This window comes from Klebsiella pneumoniae subsp. pneumoniae HS11286 (assembly GCF_000240185.1).
GTDB lineage: Bacteria > Pseudomonadota > Gammaproteobacteria > Enterobacterales > Enterobacteriaceae > Klebsiella > Klebsiella pneumoniae.
Genome location: NC_016845.1, coordinates 2,099,420 through 2,112,465, shown reverse-complemented (window position 1 = coordinate 2,112,465; position 13,046 = coordinate 2,099,420). Strand labels below are relative to the sequence as shown.

Annotated in this window: 17 protein-coding genes; 9 read left to right on the top strand and 8 right to left on the bottom strand. The window is 59.0% G+C overall.

What is annotated here, in order from left to right; translation table 11 throughout:
• Positions 1-18: 18 nt before the first annotated feature.
• Positions 19-1,194 carry a putative amino acid/amine transport protein gene (locus tag KPHS_20570; RefSeq protein YP_005226357.1) on the top strand — a complete coding sequence of 392 codons (1,176 nt, stop codon included), beginning with the start codon at positions 19-21 and terminating at the stop codon, positions 1,192-1,194.
• 31 nt (positions 1,195-1,225) lie between these two features.
• Here the strand turns inward: KPHS_20570 and KPHS_20560 are convergent, their stop codons facing one another.
• Positions 1,226-1,918, bottom strand: a complete 693-nt coding sequence (locus KPHS_20560) for a CTP synthase domain protein (RefSeq protein ID YP_005226356.1) — start codon at positions 1,916-1,918, stop codon at positions 1,226-1,228.
• A gap of 145 nt (positions 1,919-2,063) precedes the next feature.
• Between KPHS_20560 and KPHS_20550 the strand changes: the two genes are divergently transcribed.
• Together KPHS_20550 and KPHS_20540 are read left to right on the top strand one after the other, a co-directional pair.
• Positions 2,064-2,573 (top strand): DUF523 domain-containing protein, encoded by a 510-nt coding sequence (locus KPHS_20550; RefSeq protein YP_005226355.1) that lies wholly within the window; start codon positions 2,064-2,066, stop codon positions 2,571-2,573.
• Positions 2,574-2,576: 3 nt separating this feature from the next.
• The gene (locus KPHS_20540) at positions 2,577-2,915 is read left to right on the top strand and encodes a DUF488 family protein (protein YP_005226354.1); all 339 of its coding nucleotides are present in this window, start codon (positions 2,577-2,579) and stop codon (positions 2,913-2,915) included.
• On the opposite strand, the gene KPHS_20530 is transcribed toward KPHS_20540, so the two are convergent.
• Positions 2,905-3,144 (bottom strand): DUF333 domain-containing protein, encoded by a 240-nt coding sequence (locus KPHS_20530; RefSeq protein ID YP_005226353.1) that lies wholly within the window; start codon positions 3,142-3,144, stop codon positions 2,905-2,907. The two genes, KPHS_20540 and KPHS_20530, sit on opposite strands and share 11 nt — an antisense overlap.
• A 300-nt stretch (positions 3,145-3,444) precedes the next feature.
• On the opposite strand from KPHS_20530, the gene KPHS_20520 reads away from it, so the two are divergent.
• The 3 genes from KPHS_20520 to KPHS_20500 all read left to right on the top strand — a co-directional run bounded on the left by KPHS_20520 (position 3,445) and on the right by KPHS_20500 (position 4,934).
• On the top strand, positions 3,445-4,458 hold the full coding sequence (locus tag KPHS_20520; protein ID YP_005226352.1) for a sensor domain-containing diguanylate cyclase: 1,014 nt from the start codon (positions 3,445-3,447) through the stop codon (positions 4,456-4,458).
• Between the two features lie 21 nt (positions 4,459-4,479).
• On the top strand, positions 4,480-4,617 hold the full coding sequence (locus tag KPHS_20510) for a YoaK family small membrane protein (protein YP_005226351.1): 138 nt from the start codon (positions 4,480-4,482) through the stop codon (positions 4,615-4,617).
• 191 nt (positions 4,618-4,808) lie between these two features.
• The gene (locus KPHS_20500; protein ID YP_005226350.1) at positions 4,809-4,934 is read left to right on the top strand and encodes a hypothetical protein; all 126 of its coding nucleotides are present in this window, start codon (positions 4,809-4,811) and stop codon (positions 4,932-4,934) included.
• 59 nt (positions 4,935-4,993) lie between these two features.
• Here KPHS_20500 and KPHS_20490 read toward each other — a convergent pair whose 3' ends face one another.
• From KPHS_20490 to KPHS_20470, 3 genes are all read right to left on the bottom strand, one after another.
• Complete coding sequence (locus tag KPHS_20490; RefSeq protein YP_005226349.1) at positions 4,994-5,257, bottom strand: DUF2534 family protein; 264 nt, start codon at positions 5,255-5,257, stop codon at positions 4,994-4,996.
• 130 nt (positions 5,258-5,387) lie between these two features.
• Positions 5,388-6,026 carry a leucine export protein LeuE gene (locus KPHS_20480; RefSeq protein YP_005226348.1) on the bottom strand — a complete coding sequence of 213 codons (639 nt, stop codon included), beginning with the start codon at positions 6,024-6,026 and terminating at the stop codon, positions 5,388-5,390.
• Positions 6,027-6,115: 89 nt separating this feature from the next.
• The gene (locus tag KPHS_20470) at positions 6,116-7,030 is read right to left on the bottom strand and encodes a lipid A biosynthesis acyltransferase (RefSeq protein ID YP_005226347.1); all 915 of its coding nucleotides are present in this window, start codon (positions 7,028-7,030) and stop codon (positions 6,116-6,118) included.
• Between KPHS_20470 and KPHS_20460 the strand changes: the two genes are divergently transcribed.
• Positions 7,029-7,184: a hypothetical protein gene (locus KPHS_20460; protein YP_005226346.1), complete on the top strand. Its 156-nt coding sequence runs from the start codon at positions 7,029-7,031 to the stop codon at positions 7,182-7,184. The genes KPHS_20470 and KPHS_20460 overlap by 2 nt on opposite strands.
• A 307-nt stretch (positions 7,185-7,491) precedes the next feature.
• On the opposite strand, the gene KPHS_20450 is transcribed toward KPHS_20460, so the two are convergent.
• Together KPHS_20450 and KPHS_20440 are read right to left on the bottom strand one after the other, a co-directional pair.
• Complete coding sequence (locus tag KPHS_20450; RefSeq protein ID YP_005226345.1) at positions 7,492-7,611, bottom strand: hypothetical protein; 120 nt, start codon at positions 7,609-7,611, stop codon at positions 7,492-7,494.
• Between the two features lie 80 nt (positions 7,612-7,691).
• Complete coding sequence (locus KPHS_20440) at positions 7,692-8,735, bottom strand: L-asparaginase (protein YP_005226344.1); 1,044 nt, start codon at positions 8,733-8,735, stop codon at positions 7,692-7,694.
• A 302-nt stretch (positions 8,736-9,037) separates the two neighbouring features.
• On the opposite strand from KPHS_20440, the gene KPHS_20430 reads away from it, so the two are divergent.
• Together KPHS_20430 and KPHS_20420 are read left to right on the top strand one after the other, a co-directional pair.
• Positions 9,038-10,246 (top strand): putativ metal-dependent phosphohydrolase, HD subdomai, encoded by a 1,209-nt coding sequence (locus tag KPHS_20430; protein YP_005226343.1) that lies wholly within the window; start codon positions 9,038-9,040, stop codon positions 10,244-10,246.
• 73 nt (positions 10,247-10,319) lie between these two features.
• Positions 10,320-12,104, top strand: coding sequence for a putative sensor kinase (locus KPHS_20420; RefSeq protein YP_005226342.1), 1,785 nt, complete (start codon positions 10,320-10,322; stop codon positions 12,102-12,104).
• 6 nt (positions 12,105-12,110) lie between these two features.
• On the opposite strand, the gene KPHS_20410 is transcribed toward KPHS_20420, so the two are convergent.
• Entirely contained in the window at positions 12,111-13,001 is an 891-nt protein-coding gene (locus tag KPHS_20410; protein YP_005226341.1) for a LysR family transcriptional regulator, read from the bottom strand.
• Positions 13,002-13,046: the final 45 nt, after the last annotated feature.

The following is a 13,046-nucleotide window of genomic DNA, read 5'->3' as shown; positions in this document are numbered from 1 at the left end:
GAGAATGATATGTCTTCTGTGATCTCCTCTACCGGCCGCCGCCCCGCGCTGCTGATTGCCGGTATCCTGCTCATCGCCACCACCCTGCGCGTGGTCTTTACCGGCGCGGCGCCGCTGCTGGACGCGATTCGTAGCGACTATGGCCTGACCACCGCGCAGACCGGGCTGCTCACTACCCTGCCGCTGCTGGCCTTTGGCCTTGTCTCGCCGCTGGCGGCAGGGGTTGCCCGCCGGTTCGGCATGGAACGCAGCCTGCTGCTGGCGATGCTGCTGATCTGCGCCGGCATTGCCCTGCGCTCCCTGCCCTCCGCTGCGCTGCTGTTTATCGGCACGGCGGTGATCGGCTGCGGCATTGCGCTGGGTAACGTGCTGCTGCCCGGGCTGATTAAACGGGATTTCTCGCAGCATGTCGCGCGGATGACCGGCGCCTATTCCCTGACGATGGGCGGCGCGGCGGCGCTTGGTTCGGCGCTGGTGGTCCCCGTGGCGATGGCCGGATTCGGCTGGCGCGGGGCGCTGCTGCTGCTGATGGTCTTCCCGCTACTGGCGCTCCTCAGCTGGCTGCCGCAGTCCCGGTGCCGGGCGGAGACGCCATTGACCGGCTCAGGCGCTATGCATAACCGGGGGATCTGGCGGTCGGCGCTGGCCTGGCAGGTGACGCTGTTCCTCGGCATCAACTCGCTGGTCTATTACGTGATTATCGGCTGGCTGCCGTCGATTCTGCAGAGTATGGGCTATAGCGAAGCGCAGGCCGGCTCGCTGCATGGCCTGCTGCAGCTGGCGACCGCCGCGCCCGGCCTGGCGATACCGCTGATCCTGCATCGGCTGCGCGACCAGCGCGGGATCGCGGTGCTGGTCGCCCTGATGTGCGCCATCAGCGCCGCCGGGCTGTGGCTGTTGCCTGAGCTGGCGATCGGCTGGACGCTGCTGTTCGGCTTTGGCTCCGGAGCCACTATGATCCTCGGCCTGACGTTTATCGGCCTGCGCGCCAGCTCGGCGCATCAGGCCGCGGCGCTGTCAGGGATGGCGCAGAGCGTCGGCTATCTGCTGGCCGCCTGCGGGCCGCCGCTGATGGGCAGGATCCATGATGCCAATGGCGACTGGCATATTCCGCTGCTGGCGGTGGCGCTGATTTCGCTGGTGATGGCGGTCTGCGGCGCGCTCGCCGGACGTGACCGGGAAATTCACCCCTGAAGATGACCGGCAGCGCCCGCTGCCGGTGGAATTATTGTGCCGCGGCGCGGAGAAACGCCTGCACCAGCGGCGCGGGACGCCCGTCCAGCGCGTGACGCTCATGCTGGAACAAGGTGGCGACAAAAAACGGGTGCGTCACCAGCTCGACGGCGCGGATCTCACCCTCTTCATCCCAGCCGGTGACGCGCAGATCGCCCTGCTCCAGCTCCGCCGCAAACGCGCTGCTCACGCCGTACCGGCAGTGGTAGCCCTCTTCAATGCTCTCCCGGCCATAGGCGCGGGCAATCAGCGTATTCGCCCGCAGCTCGACGACGGCAGAGGTCTCCACCAGCGAGCAGCTGAGGGGAGCAATCACCATCCGCCCTTCGCTGTCGGTTTCCGCATGTCCGGCGTCCTGCCAGCCGAGCACGTTGCGGGCGTATTCAATCACCGCGTGCTGAAAGCCGCCGCAGGTGCCGAGGAAAGGAATGCTGTTTTCCCGGGCATAGCGGATCGCGGTAAACGCGCCTTCCGGGTGACGATACGGGCTGCCGGGAACGACCCAGATGGCATCGTACTCCGCCAGCGCCTCGCCGGAGGCGATCGACGGGGTGGCGAGCCAGTCATATTTCACCGGCTGCTCCAGCACGGCGGCGGCATCGTCTATCGCCAGGGGAATGGCCTGATGGGCAACAATATCGGGGTGATAATCGCCGACAAGGGCGAGGCGTAAAGGAGTTTTCATAGCAGGTTCCTTATGTCTGGACGAGACGGACAGCACAAGGCACGTCAGAATAGCGATCCCGCCTGTGGAACACAATCCTTATTTTCACCCCACCGCCGTGGCCGACGGGTGAGGTATACTGGAAAAAGCGCGTAAGGGAGAGAGAATGAAAAATAAGCTTTTGGTCAGCGCCTGCCTGATGGGATTCCAGGTGCGGTATAACGGTAGCGAGAAGGCACAGCTGGCGGCGACGCTGTCCCGCTGGCAGCAGGCGGGGCGGCTGGTGATCCACTGCCCGGAGCTGGCGGCCGGTCTGCCTACGCCCCGACTGCCGGCGGAGATCCTCGGCGGTACCGGCGGCGATGTGCTTGCCGGACGGGCGCGGATCGTGGAAAGCGACGGCCGCGACGTCACCGAACATTATCAGCTGGCCGCCTGGCTGGCGCTCAGCGCCGCCCGGGAAGCGGGCTGTCAGGCAGCGTTACTCACCGACGGCAGCCCTACCTGCGGCAGCCAGTTTGTCTATGACGGTTCCTTTCGCGGACGGCGCAAAGCGGGCGCCGGCGTGGCCGCCGACCTACTCCGCGCCCACGGCATCACGGTATTTTCCGACGGGCAAATCCCGCAGTTGCTCGCCTGGATGGCACAGAAGGAGCAGGATGATGATTCAGTGTAACGGGTGTATGACCCGCAGGAAAGCAGCGACGGCTATCGGGTGCTGGTCGACCGTCTCTGGCCGCGGGGGATTAAAAAAGAGGCGCTGGCCTGTGATGAGTGGTGTAAGGAGTTAACGCCTTCCGCTGAGCTGCGCAAAGCCTTTCACGGCGAGGCGATCGATTTCGCCCACTTCAGCCAGCGCTATCGTCAGGAGCTCGACGCCCATCGCGAAACGGGCCTGCGGCTGGCGGCGCTGGCGCAACGCCAGCCGCTGACGCTGCTGTACGCTGCGAAGAACACCGAGCAGAATCATGCCCGGGTGTTGGCCGCCTGGCTGGCGGCCCTGCCGGTTACGATTTAGCCGGATGATCCCGGCGCCACAGCGCCCACTCGTCGAGGGTTTCGCCGCTGGGTAGTTTGCACTGAGTGCTGACGCCCTGCGGCGTTTGCACCGGCACCCGGGTGCCGCCGGATTGCTGACAGTATACCGCCGCGGGGTTGGGCATGCCGATGGTTTTCGTCGGCGCAGTGGGCTGCGGCTGGGTACAGCCGGCCAGCGCCAGGGGCAAAATAGCCAGTAGCTTTTTCATTGTTCCTCCCTTTCCTGAATGCCCGGGGATTTTAGCCTGAATCTCCACGTTTTCTCCATCTTGCCTGCACTTTTCCCCCGTAGAGTAGCCCTGTTCTCGAACTGACCAGAGAACAGATCATTCCATAATCAATGAGTTTTTCCCCGTCGCCCCCGACGGGGCTTTTTTTCCCACCGCGTGGACAAGTATTCCCCAGACAGATGTGATAAATTTAAAAATATCACTGTTTATTTGACGCTGATGTCCGTTTGCAGCCCAATATGCTGGGGTGACGTTTGGCGTGCTGGAGCTGTATTATTCATGTCAGATTTTATTCTTGCCCGGGTGTCGCAAACCCTCGCTGCGGAACAATCCCTGGAAACCCTGGTGCGCCAGCTGCTGGAGATGCTGGAGGCGGTGACGCGAATGGAGTCCACCTACCTCACCCGCATTGATACCAACGCCCAGCGGCAGCAGATCATGTTCGCCCACAACAGCAGCGAAATGCAGATCCCGGAAGGATTTTCCGTCCCCTGGGATGAATCCCTGTGCAAACGCGCCCTTGAGGATCAGTGTACGTTTAGCAATGACGTTGCCAACCGCTGGCACTCCTGCATCGCCGCCCAGGAGCTGGGAATCGCTACTTTTTTAAGCATTCCCGTCCGCCTGGCCGACGGCTCTCTGTTCGGCACCCTCTGCGCCACCAGCCGGCAACAACAGCCTTATAACCTCGAAGGCGAACAGGTCATGGGCCTGTTTGCGAAGCTCATTTCCCACTACGTGGAAAAAGACACCCTGGTGCAACAGCTGCAGGCGGCAAACGTCGCGCTGGAGCTGCACTCGTCTACCGATGAGCTCACCCAGCTTCCCAATCGCCGCGCGCTGTTTAAGCAGCTGGCGTTACGCTTTGCCTCCGCCCGCGCCCAGCAGCAGCAGGTCTCGCTTATTTTTATCGATCTCGATGGTTTCAAAGCCATTAACGATCGGTTCGGCCATCCGTGCGGCGACAGCTTTCTGGTGCAGGTCGGCAAACGACTCACCGCTGTCGCGCGCCGGGAAGATATCGTTGGCCGCCTTGGCGGCGATGAGTTTTTGATCGTCGGTAGCGCCCAGCAGCCTGCCGCACAGCAGGCGTATGTCACGTCTCTGCGTCAGGCTCTGTGCGGCGTCTACTTCCTCGGCGAACAGCGTATCGACTATGAGGGCGCTAGCTTCGGGGTGGTCACCTGCGATCCGCAGAGTATCGATGTTGAAGCGGCCTTACGCACTGCCGATGAGGCGATGTACCAGGATAAGAAGTCCCGCCGCCAGGAGAATTTCATTCATATTGACTAAAGTACCGCGATATCCAGTATCATGCAGGGCATCATTCGTGGGCACAGGGACACAATCATGAAATTGGGTATTCTTTTCCCGGTGGCGATCTTTATCATCGCCGTCGTCTTTCTCGGCTGGTTTTTTGTCGGCGGCTATGCGGCGCCGGGTGGGGCATAATGAAAAAAAGCACCATTATCATGCTGGTTGTCGCCATCGTGGCGGTGGCCGGCACCCAGTTAGGCTGGTGGTGATCGCCGCGGCGATATTGCGGATTTATCCTATCCCATCAATAAGTTAACCCTTTACACTCACGTTATCCGCCGCGGCATTCTCGGCCCCGGGGAATAAGAATAGCGGGAGAAGTAAGGATGAAAAAACCGATCGTGTTACCGTTGATTATTGCGCTGTGCACGCTGTTATCGGGATGCATTATTGACGATGGATATCACCCCCATCGCCACCACCACCATCATCACTATCATGACGACGACTAATGCTTCACGCTGTTGATAAGCCGATAAGACCGGGCGAACCGCGGTTCGCCCGTTGACGCTTAATCCTGACGATCGGCGCCGAGGAAAATAAAGCCGAGGGGGATAGCGAAGAGCGCGGTAAAGACAATGCTGTAAACCGTCACCATCGCCCCCTGCAGGAAGAACATGGACGTCGTCCACTCTGAGTACGGCATATTGTACTCGCTCACCACGCCCCCGAAGGTCGCCCGCCCCACTACCGCCAGCGCGATAGCAAACACCACCGCGAGCGACAGACAGTATTTTTTGCAGTTTTTATTGCTGAGGAGTTTTTGCAGAATCATCGGGGCTTCCTTTTTGCTGAGCGATAAACGGCTGTATATGTAACACCAATGCAATAAAAAATGAAGGGTTTTTGTTACAGGGCAGAATAAGAGACGGCGGGCCGGTCAGCGGGTAACCGGCCCGTGGGGATCAGGACTGCAGGGTAGCCAGGCGCGCGGCGAACCCGACGAAAACCAGACCAATCAGGCTGTTGCCAAGTTTAGCCAGCTTCTTGCGGGTTTTGACGTAGCGGGTGACAAACGAGCCGGAGAGGATCAAAAAGCTCATATAGCAGAAGCTAATCACCTCGAGGGTCAGCGCCAGGATAAAGAACGCCACGCCGGGGGTTTTGGCGTTGACATCGATAAACTGCACGAAAAACGACACATAGAACAGAATCGCTTTCGGATTGGTCAGGCTCAGGGTCAGAGAGCGCTTGAGGATCGCGCTCGCCGGCTCCGCGCTGGCGTCGGACTGGCCGTCGCGCTGGGTCAGCACCGCATAGAGCATTTTGCCCCCGAGCCACAGCAGGTAAATTGCCCCGAGGTAGCGCACGACGTTAAACAACACCGGCGTGGTTTTAATCAGCGTCGCCACCCCGGCGAATGCCAGAAACATCAGCACTGCGTCGCCAATAAAGACGCCCGCCGCCGCCAGATAGCCTTTCTTCACCCCGTGGGCAATGCCCGTTTTCAGCACGAAAAACGTATTAGGGCCAGGAACGAGGATGATAAACACCGCCCCGACCAGATAGGTTAAATAATTCAGAACACCAAACTCAGCGAACACTCTGCACTCCTTCGCGCACGACTAAAACATGATCCGGCTCACGTTACCCCAACTGTCGGGATTTTGAAAGCGCAGCCTGTGCGGGAAGGTTAATAGACGGAAGGTTCGCCCAGCGGGCGGGTTTTAAAACGACGGTGTACCCACAGATACTGCTCGGGAGCGCGCAGGATCTCGCGCTCAATAACCTTGTTGATATAGCCGGCGGCGATCTGCTTATCCTCACCCGGATAGTCATTCATCACCTCGCTGATATGCAGGCTATAGCCCCGGCGATCCAGCTTACGTACCATGCTGATGCTCAACATTTTCGCGCCCGATAAGCGGGACAGGACATAGGTGCCGTTGGTGGTCGCCGCCTGCGGGACGGAGAAAAAAGGTGCAAAGACGCTGCCCTTGGGACCGTAATCCTGATCGGGCGCGAACCACACCGCTTCACCGGATTTTAAGGCATGCACCAGACCGGTCAGGTTGTTGCGATCGATCATCGCTTTGTTCGAACGCAGGCGACCGCGGGTTTGCACCCACTCCATCAGCGGGCTGTTGTGCGGCCGGTAGGTGGCCATCATTGGCCGACACAGCCCCATCGCGCGGCCGCCCAGCTCCAGCGACATAAAGTGCACGCCGACGACCATTACCCCTTTCCCACCGCTAAGCGCGTGATTAAGGTTGGCGAACCCCTCGACATCAAACCATTTTTTGACCCGCTCGTCGCTCCAGAACCAGGCCATGCCGGTTTCGATAAGCCCCATTCCCAGCGACATAAAGTTTTGATCGATCAGCGTCTCGCGCGCCGCTGGCGACATGTCCGGGAAGCAGAGTTCGATATTACGCCGGGCGATATGTTCGCGGCGTTTAAGAAAGCGACGGGAAAGGCGACCAGCGCTGGTGCCGATAAAATGCAGCAGCGGATAAGGCAGTTGCACGATTAACCAGAGGATGCCGAGCCCGAACCAGGTCAGCCAGTTACGCGGGTGTAAAAGTTGTTTATTAAATACGCAGGCCATGATTTTTCCTGTAAACATTAATTATGTGGTAACGCTTAAGGAAAACAGAATCCATTTATCATCATTAGGCGGTACGTACAGCAAGTTCGACAATACTAATCCGCTGAAATTCCCTCCGGCAAGTAAAAAACAGCAAGCTGACAAAAAAACATAATTGCGGCACATATGTTACTAAATGTAAACTTAAATCTTGAACCACGCTTAATATATTCATCATGCATATCATTTTCACGCTAATCATCAGCTTTACTAACGAAAACAACCGAAAGCTGCCGCAGTGCGGCCCTGGCCGCCGGTGGCAGGCGTCCGCTGAGCCGCGCGATCGGCGGCCTGACCGCGTTGGGATGCATCGTAGTCTGTCAAAGCGAGTATTAAACGCGTCCCACTGCGAAATGCATCTTTTTTAATCCGTCAGCATAAGAAAGATTAAAACGACTTTAAGACAACAATTAAGAATAGACTTATTTAAACCTGCTTTTAAAATAAGCGCGGTGCATTGAAATACTGTGCCCGCCGGACAATAAAAAATATTTCTTTACGCCTCGTGGGAAACACAGGTGGAGTGAATGATGGGTAATCATTCGCCATCGATTTGCATGGAAGCCAGGTCATTGAGAAGAAAGCACGGCGAGGGTGTGAACAACGCCCTCGCCGCAGAGGATCAGTAGGTATGGAAATATTGCTGAATCAGCTGCGGATCTTTAGTCTGCGTCAGCGCGGTCATCAGCAGTATACGCGCTTTTGCCGGGTTGAGGGAGTCGGCCACCAGCCCGGGCTGGCTGTCATCCGGCGGTACGACGCCGCTGCCGGTACGGGAGGCTCGCACCACCACGATGCCCGCCTGCTGCGCTTTTTTGATACCGGCGGCGCTACGTACCGACACCGACCCCGCCCCGGTTCCGGCGTAGATAATACCGTCGGCATGATGGGCGATCGCCGCATCGTACATATACTCCGGATCGTCCTGGTAACCATAAATAATCACCACCTTCGGCAGAACCTTCAGCTGACGCACATCGAACACCGAGCGCAGCGTGTGAATTTTATCCACCCGCGTCTCGAACTGGGGTTTTCCGCCCACCACGACACCAAGATAGCCCTCCTCGGGCGCCCGGAAGGTATCCAGCGAAGTGGCATTAGTTTTGGTGACAAAGCGCGCCGCGCCGATGCGGTCGTTAAGCACCACCATTACCCCGCGTCCCCGGGCATCAGGATCGGCAGCGACCGTGACCGCTTCCAGCAGGTTCATCGGCCCGTCGGCGCTGATCGCCGTCGCCGGGCGCATCGCCGCGGTAAAGACCACCGGCTTGTTGCTTTTCACCGTCAGATTGAGGAAATACGGGGTTTCATCCAGCGTGTCCGTACCATGGGTGATCACCACGCCATCGACATCGTCCCGGGCCAATAGCGCATTTACCCGCTTCGAGAGCTGGAGAATAATATCGCTGGTCATATTCTCACTGCCAATATTGGCCACCTGCTCGCCCTCGACGTGAGCGATTTTACTCATTTCCGGCACGGCGTTAATCAGCGTCTGCACCCCAATCGCCCCGGCTTTATAGCCGGTTGTTTGGGTATTGCTGGCCGCCGAACCAGCAATCGTTCCGCCGGTGGCTAAAATAACAATATGCGGAAGACGCGTCTCGCTAAACGCCAGGCTGCTCATCGTCAATAACGCAATGGCAAGTAATGCTCTAAAATTCATACAGGTCACTCCCTTCATAGACATTAATCAAACTTACGCTTGCTTAATGCAAAGGGCTTGCCAGAATTCATTTCTTTTCTGGGGGGGAAATGGTTAACTATCAGACAATAATAAGGTTCTTAGGACGATATCGCCCAACTCTGGTGCACCACTGGATCTGAAACGGGCAGAGCTATGAACCAAAACATTCTGAGGATTTACCTGTTCAGCAACACACAACACGCATTGCGATCAGATTATCGACACTTCCGTCACCGGCGAGAGCATTTTTGCCCGCCAGGTCACGCGAACGGAGAACAGAGATGCGTATTGCCCTGAAGTCGGCCCTGATGCTGACCACCAGAGTCATCCAGATCATTAACCCTGAAGTGCACCGGCATATGCAACGAACGGCCTTAATCGCCCTGACGCTGGCGCAAAGGCTGGAACTGCCTGACGAACGGCAGCAGACCATTTTTTGCGCCGCGCTGCTGCACGATATCGGCGTGCTGGGGGATAAACGCACCATTCATTCGCTGGATGCTATCGATAATATCCACGACCCGCATCAGCGCCAGGGTGTGGCGATGCTGGAGGGATTAGCGACCTTCCAGCCCATCGTTCCCTTTATTCGCGATCACCATTTTAGCCCGAACCACCGGGGCTCCCGCGAACAGCACATTGTCTATTTCGCTGATGCCTTTGAACGGCTGCTGCCGGCCGATAGCCACGTTGCCGCCTGGCCCACGCGGGCGGTGGTGGAACAGTTCGTCGCTTTGCATCGGGAGATCGATCCGCCGCTCTGCGATATCCTGTGCGAGGTCGCTGAAAATGCGAACTTCTGGCAGCACCTTCACCCCGGCCATATTCAGCGGCTGCTGGAGATTATTGGCCCCATCAACACGCGCTATCTGGATATTCACGGTCTGAAGGATGTCTGCCTGCTGATTGCCAAAATCGTCGACACCTACAGCAGCTTTACCGCCACCCATAGCATCATGGTGGGGGAAATCGCCCGCCAGCTTGCCCGCTGGATGCAGCTGCCGGAGCCCACCTGCCAGCAAATACAGATAGCCGGCTATCTACACGATATTGGCAAGGTCTATATCCCACTCTCCATTCTCGAAAAAGAGGGCGAGCTGGATGATGAGGAGCTGAGTCAGGTGCGGGAGCACAGCTACATGACCGGCGAACTTCTCAGCGACTATAGCGAGCTCGGCGACATCATTAACTGGGCCTCGAATCATCATGAAAAAATGGACGGCAGCGGCTACCCTCTGCATCTCGAAAAGGAGCACCTGACCCTCGCCGACCGGATTATCTCCATCGCCGATATTTTCACCGCGCTGACCGAAGATCGCCCTTATCGTAAAGGGATGGCCTGGCAGGAAGCCTTACAGATTATGGAAGCGGATGTTATAAATGGCGCTCTGGATAGCGATGTCTTCCTCGTTTTGCGCCACCATGCGGAAACGCTACACGCCATCATTCTTCAGACCCTTGCCCCTCTGCATAGCGAGCGCCGCCTCTGAAGCGGGCCGCCGTCGTGGCGGGGGCGGAGTTCTATAATCAAAACAGCTTCATCTGCATGCAAGGAAATTCACGGTGAGAATCGCCACCATCACTAACTGGGCTTACGGGATCACCGTTGGCCTGACGCTGGCTTCCGGGAGCGCTATGCTCATGGCCTCCAGCGCCGACCGCGTCGAACGCCAGGCGGTACAGCAGCGCCAGGTCTTTGATACCCTCTCCGACGAGGTGGAAAACGACGCCTGGGCGCTGTCTGACCTCGCCCGGCTGTACGTGATAAAGCCTTCACCGGAGACGCTTACGCAATATCAGCAGCTGCAGCAGACCGACAAGAGCATAGAGCAGCGGCTGGGCGGCCTGAAAGATAACGGCGCCAGCCGCGAGGAGCTGGCGCTGCTCCAGGATGGCCTGCGGATCGCCGATGAGCTACAGGATGAACAGCAGGCGGCCCTGGCGCATGTCGCTCGCGGCGATGCGCCAGCGGCCATCGCGGTGCTGTACGGCACCGCGTACGAGACTGAACTGGAGCGCATGCAGACGCAGATCGATCGCTTCCGCCAGATGCTTGAGCATCGCGCCGCCGTCGCTATCGACCAGGCCACCGAGCGCTCGCGGATCTGGCGTACGCTGTCGGAAATCATGGTCGGCCTGACCGCCCTGATGTTTTTGTTCGTCCTCGGCTTCATTCTCAAACGCCGGGTGCTCTACCCGGTGGTTCGCCTGAGCGACGTGGTCCAGCGTCTCGCCTCCCAGGATTATGCGGTGGAGACGCCGCACTTTACCCAGGTGGATGAGATTGGTGACATGGCTCAGGCGATCCGCATTTTTCGCGAGAACGGCCTGGCCCGTCAGCGGCTGGAGCAGCAGCGCGACGCCGACTGGGCGATCCGCGAGCTGCTGGCGCGTATGACTCAGCGGCTGCAGGGCTGTGAAACCATTGAGGATGTGATTAAGGTGGCGGAGCGGTTTGCGCCGAATATCGCCCCGACGATCCCCGGTAAACTGTATGTTCTGGATACCGACCCCTGGCAGATGCGCTGCGTAGCGCAGTGGCTGTCGCCCGCCGGTGAGACGACGCCCTTTTCTCCCGACGACTGCTGGGCGATACGGCGGGGACTCAGCCATCCGCCGGTGCAGGGCGAGCCCGATATCACCTGCTATCATTTGCCGGAGACGCACGCCGGCCAGTCGCTCTGCGTACCGCTCATCGCCCAGGGCGAAGCCATTGGCCTGCTGACTTTCCAGAACGTCACCGCCAGTGACGCTCCTTCCCGGGCCTATCTCGAGCTGATGGCGGAAGCGTTGGGCCTGGCGCTGGCCAATCAGCGTTTGCGCAGCGCCCTGCTGGAAAAAGCGCTGTTCGATTCCCTGACCGGCCTGCGTAACCGCCATCATCTTGACGAAGCGCTGCATTCGCAGATGGCGCTGGCGGTCCATACCCATACTCCGCTGAGCTGTCTGATGATCGACATCGATCATTTTAAAACCATCAATGATCGCTATGGCCATGAGGCTGGGGATCTGGTGATTAAGAGCGTTGCGACCATTGTGCAGCGCGCGGTGCGCGATATCGGCATGGCTTTCCGCTACGGGGGCGAGGAGTTTTTAGTGCTGCTCCCCGGGATTGACGAAGCCGGGGCGCACCAGTGCGCCAGCGAGATCTACACCCAGGTGCGCAATATGACGCTGCGCGATGGTCTGACCGAGATAGGCCAGGTGGATGTGTCGATTGGCATCGCCAGCTACCCGCAGCACACCCAAAGCGATAGTCTGCTGCGCGCGGCGGATGCCGCGCTGTACCGGGCGAAAGAGCTGGGCCGCTCAAGGATTGTCAGCTTTGGCCGCCTGAAGACCAGCTAACCGGGACTATCGCTCAGCGGTATTAAGCAGCGAGATAACTTTCCTTACCACCGCCGAACGAATATGGCGGTGGTAAACCATGCTCAGCTCACTCTCCGCCAGCCGATCCTGGAGATCGATATACACCACGTTATCAAGGCGTAAGGCCCGCGCCGAGAGCGGAACCAACGCCACTCCCACCCCGGCGGAGACCAGGCTAATCATCGAGGTAACGTCGTTAATCCGCTGCGCCACCTGCGGCGTAAAGCCCGCGACGCGACAGGCATCCATAAAAACCTGCTCCAGTCCGGTGCCCTGCGGATCGTCAAGCGAGATCCAGTTGTCAGTGCGCAATGAGGCCAGATTAAGCGCGCCCACGCCGGCCAGCGGATGCTGTTGATAGAGCGCCAGGCAGAGCTTTTCACGTACAAACGGCCTGACCACCAGCGCGTCCGGCGGCGAGGCCAGCGGCGCGCGGATGATGGCGATATCCAGACGCAGATCCAACAGCGCTTCGTAGAGCATTTGCACATCCCCCTGCACCAGCGACAGCTCAATCCCCGGCCAGTCGGCGCGCAGCCGGCGCAGGAGCCCCGGCAGTTTACTGTCGTACATCGCGCTGGAGACATACCCCAAATGCAGCCTCCCCTGCTCGCCCCGCGCGGTGCGCTGGGCGTCCAGCACCGCCTGATCGGCCATTTCCAGCGCCAGCCGCGTCTTGTGTAAAAAGGCCTCGCCCGCGGCGGTCAGAGTCAGACGGCGGTTAGCGCGGGAAAAGAGCACCACGCCCAGGCGCTGCTCAAGCTGCTTAATCTGCTGACTGAGGGCGGGCTGGGCGATATGTAACCGCTCCGCCGCCCGGTGCATATGCAACTCTTCGGCAACGACCACAAAATGGCGTAACGCTCGCAAGGACATGGTCGGACTCCTCCCTACAAATTGATAAGAAAAAGCTTATCAATA

Bases quoted from the DNA above. Each gene is read 5' to 3' on its own strand.
- KPHS_20560 (YP_005226356.1), bottom strand. From the start codon at position 1,918: ATGAAAACTCCTTTACGCCTCGCCCTTGTCGGCGATTATCACCCCGAT.
- KPHS_20550 (YP_005226355.1), top strand. From the start codon at position 2,064: ATGAAAAATAAGCTTTTGGTCAGCGCCTGCCTGATGGGATTCCAGGTG.
- KPHS_20530 (YP_005226353.1), bottom strand. From the start codon at position 3,144: ATGAAAAAGCTACTGGCTATTTTGCCCCTGGCGCTGGCCGGCTGTACC.
- KPHS_20520 (YP_005226352.1), top strand. From the start codon at position 3,445: ATGTCAGATTTTATTCTTGCCCGGGTGTCGCAAACCCTCGCTGCGGAA.
- KPHS_20510 (YP_005226351.1), top strand. From the start codon at position 4,480: ATGCAGGGCATCATTCGTGGGCACAGGGACACAATCATGAAATTGGGT.
- KPHS_20500 (YP_005226350.1), top strand. From the start codon at position 4,809: ATGAAAAAACCGATCGTGTTACCGTTGATTATTGCGCTGTGCACGCTG.
- KPHS_20490 (YP_005226349.1), bottom strand. From the start codon at position 5,257: ATGATTCTGCAAAAACTCCTCAGCAATAAAAACTGCAAAAAATACTGT.
- KPHS_20460 (YP_005226346.1), top strand. From the start codon at position 7,029: ATGATTTTTCCTGTAAACATTAATTATGTGGTAACGCTTAAGGAAAAC.
- KPHS_20470 (YP_005226347.1), bottom strand. From the start codon at position 7,030: ATGGCCTGCGTATTTAATAAACAACTTTTACACCCGCGTAACTGGCTG.
- KPHS_20450 (YP_005226345.1), bottom strand. From the start codon at position 7,611: ATGATTACCCATCATTCACTCCACCTGTGTTTCCCACGAGGCGTAAAG.
- KPHS_20440 (YP_005226344.1), bottom strand. From the start codon at position 8,735: ATGAATTTTAGAGCATTACTTGCCATTGCGTTATTGACGATGAGCAGC.
- KPHS_20430 (YP_005226343.1), top strand. From the start codon at position 9,038: ATGCGTATTGCCCTGAAGTCGGCCCTGATGCTGACCACCAGAGTCATC.
- KPHS_20410 (YP_005226341.1), bottom strand. From the start codon at position 13,001: ATGTCCTTGCGAGCGTTACGCCATTTTGTGGTCGTTGCCGAAGAGTTG.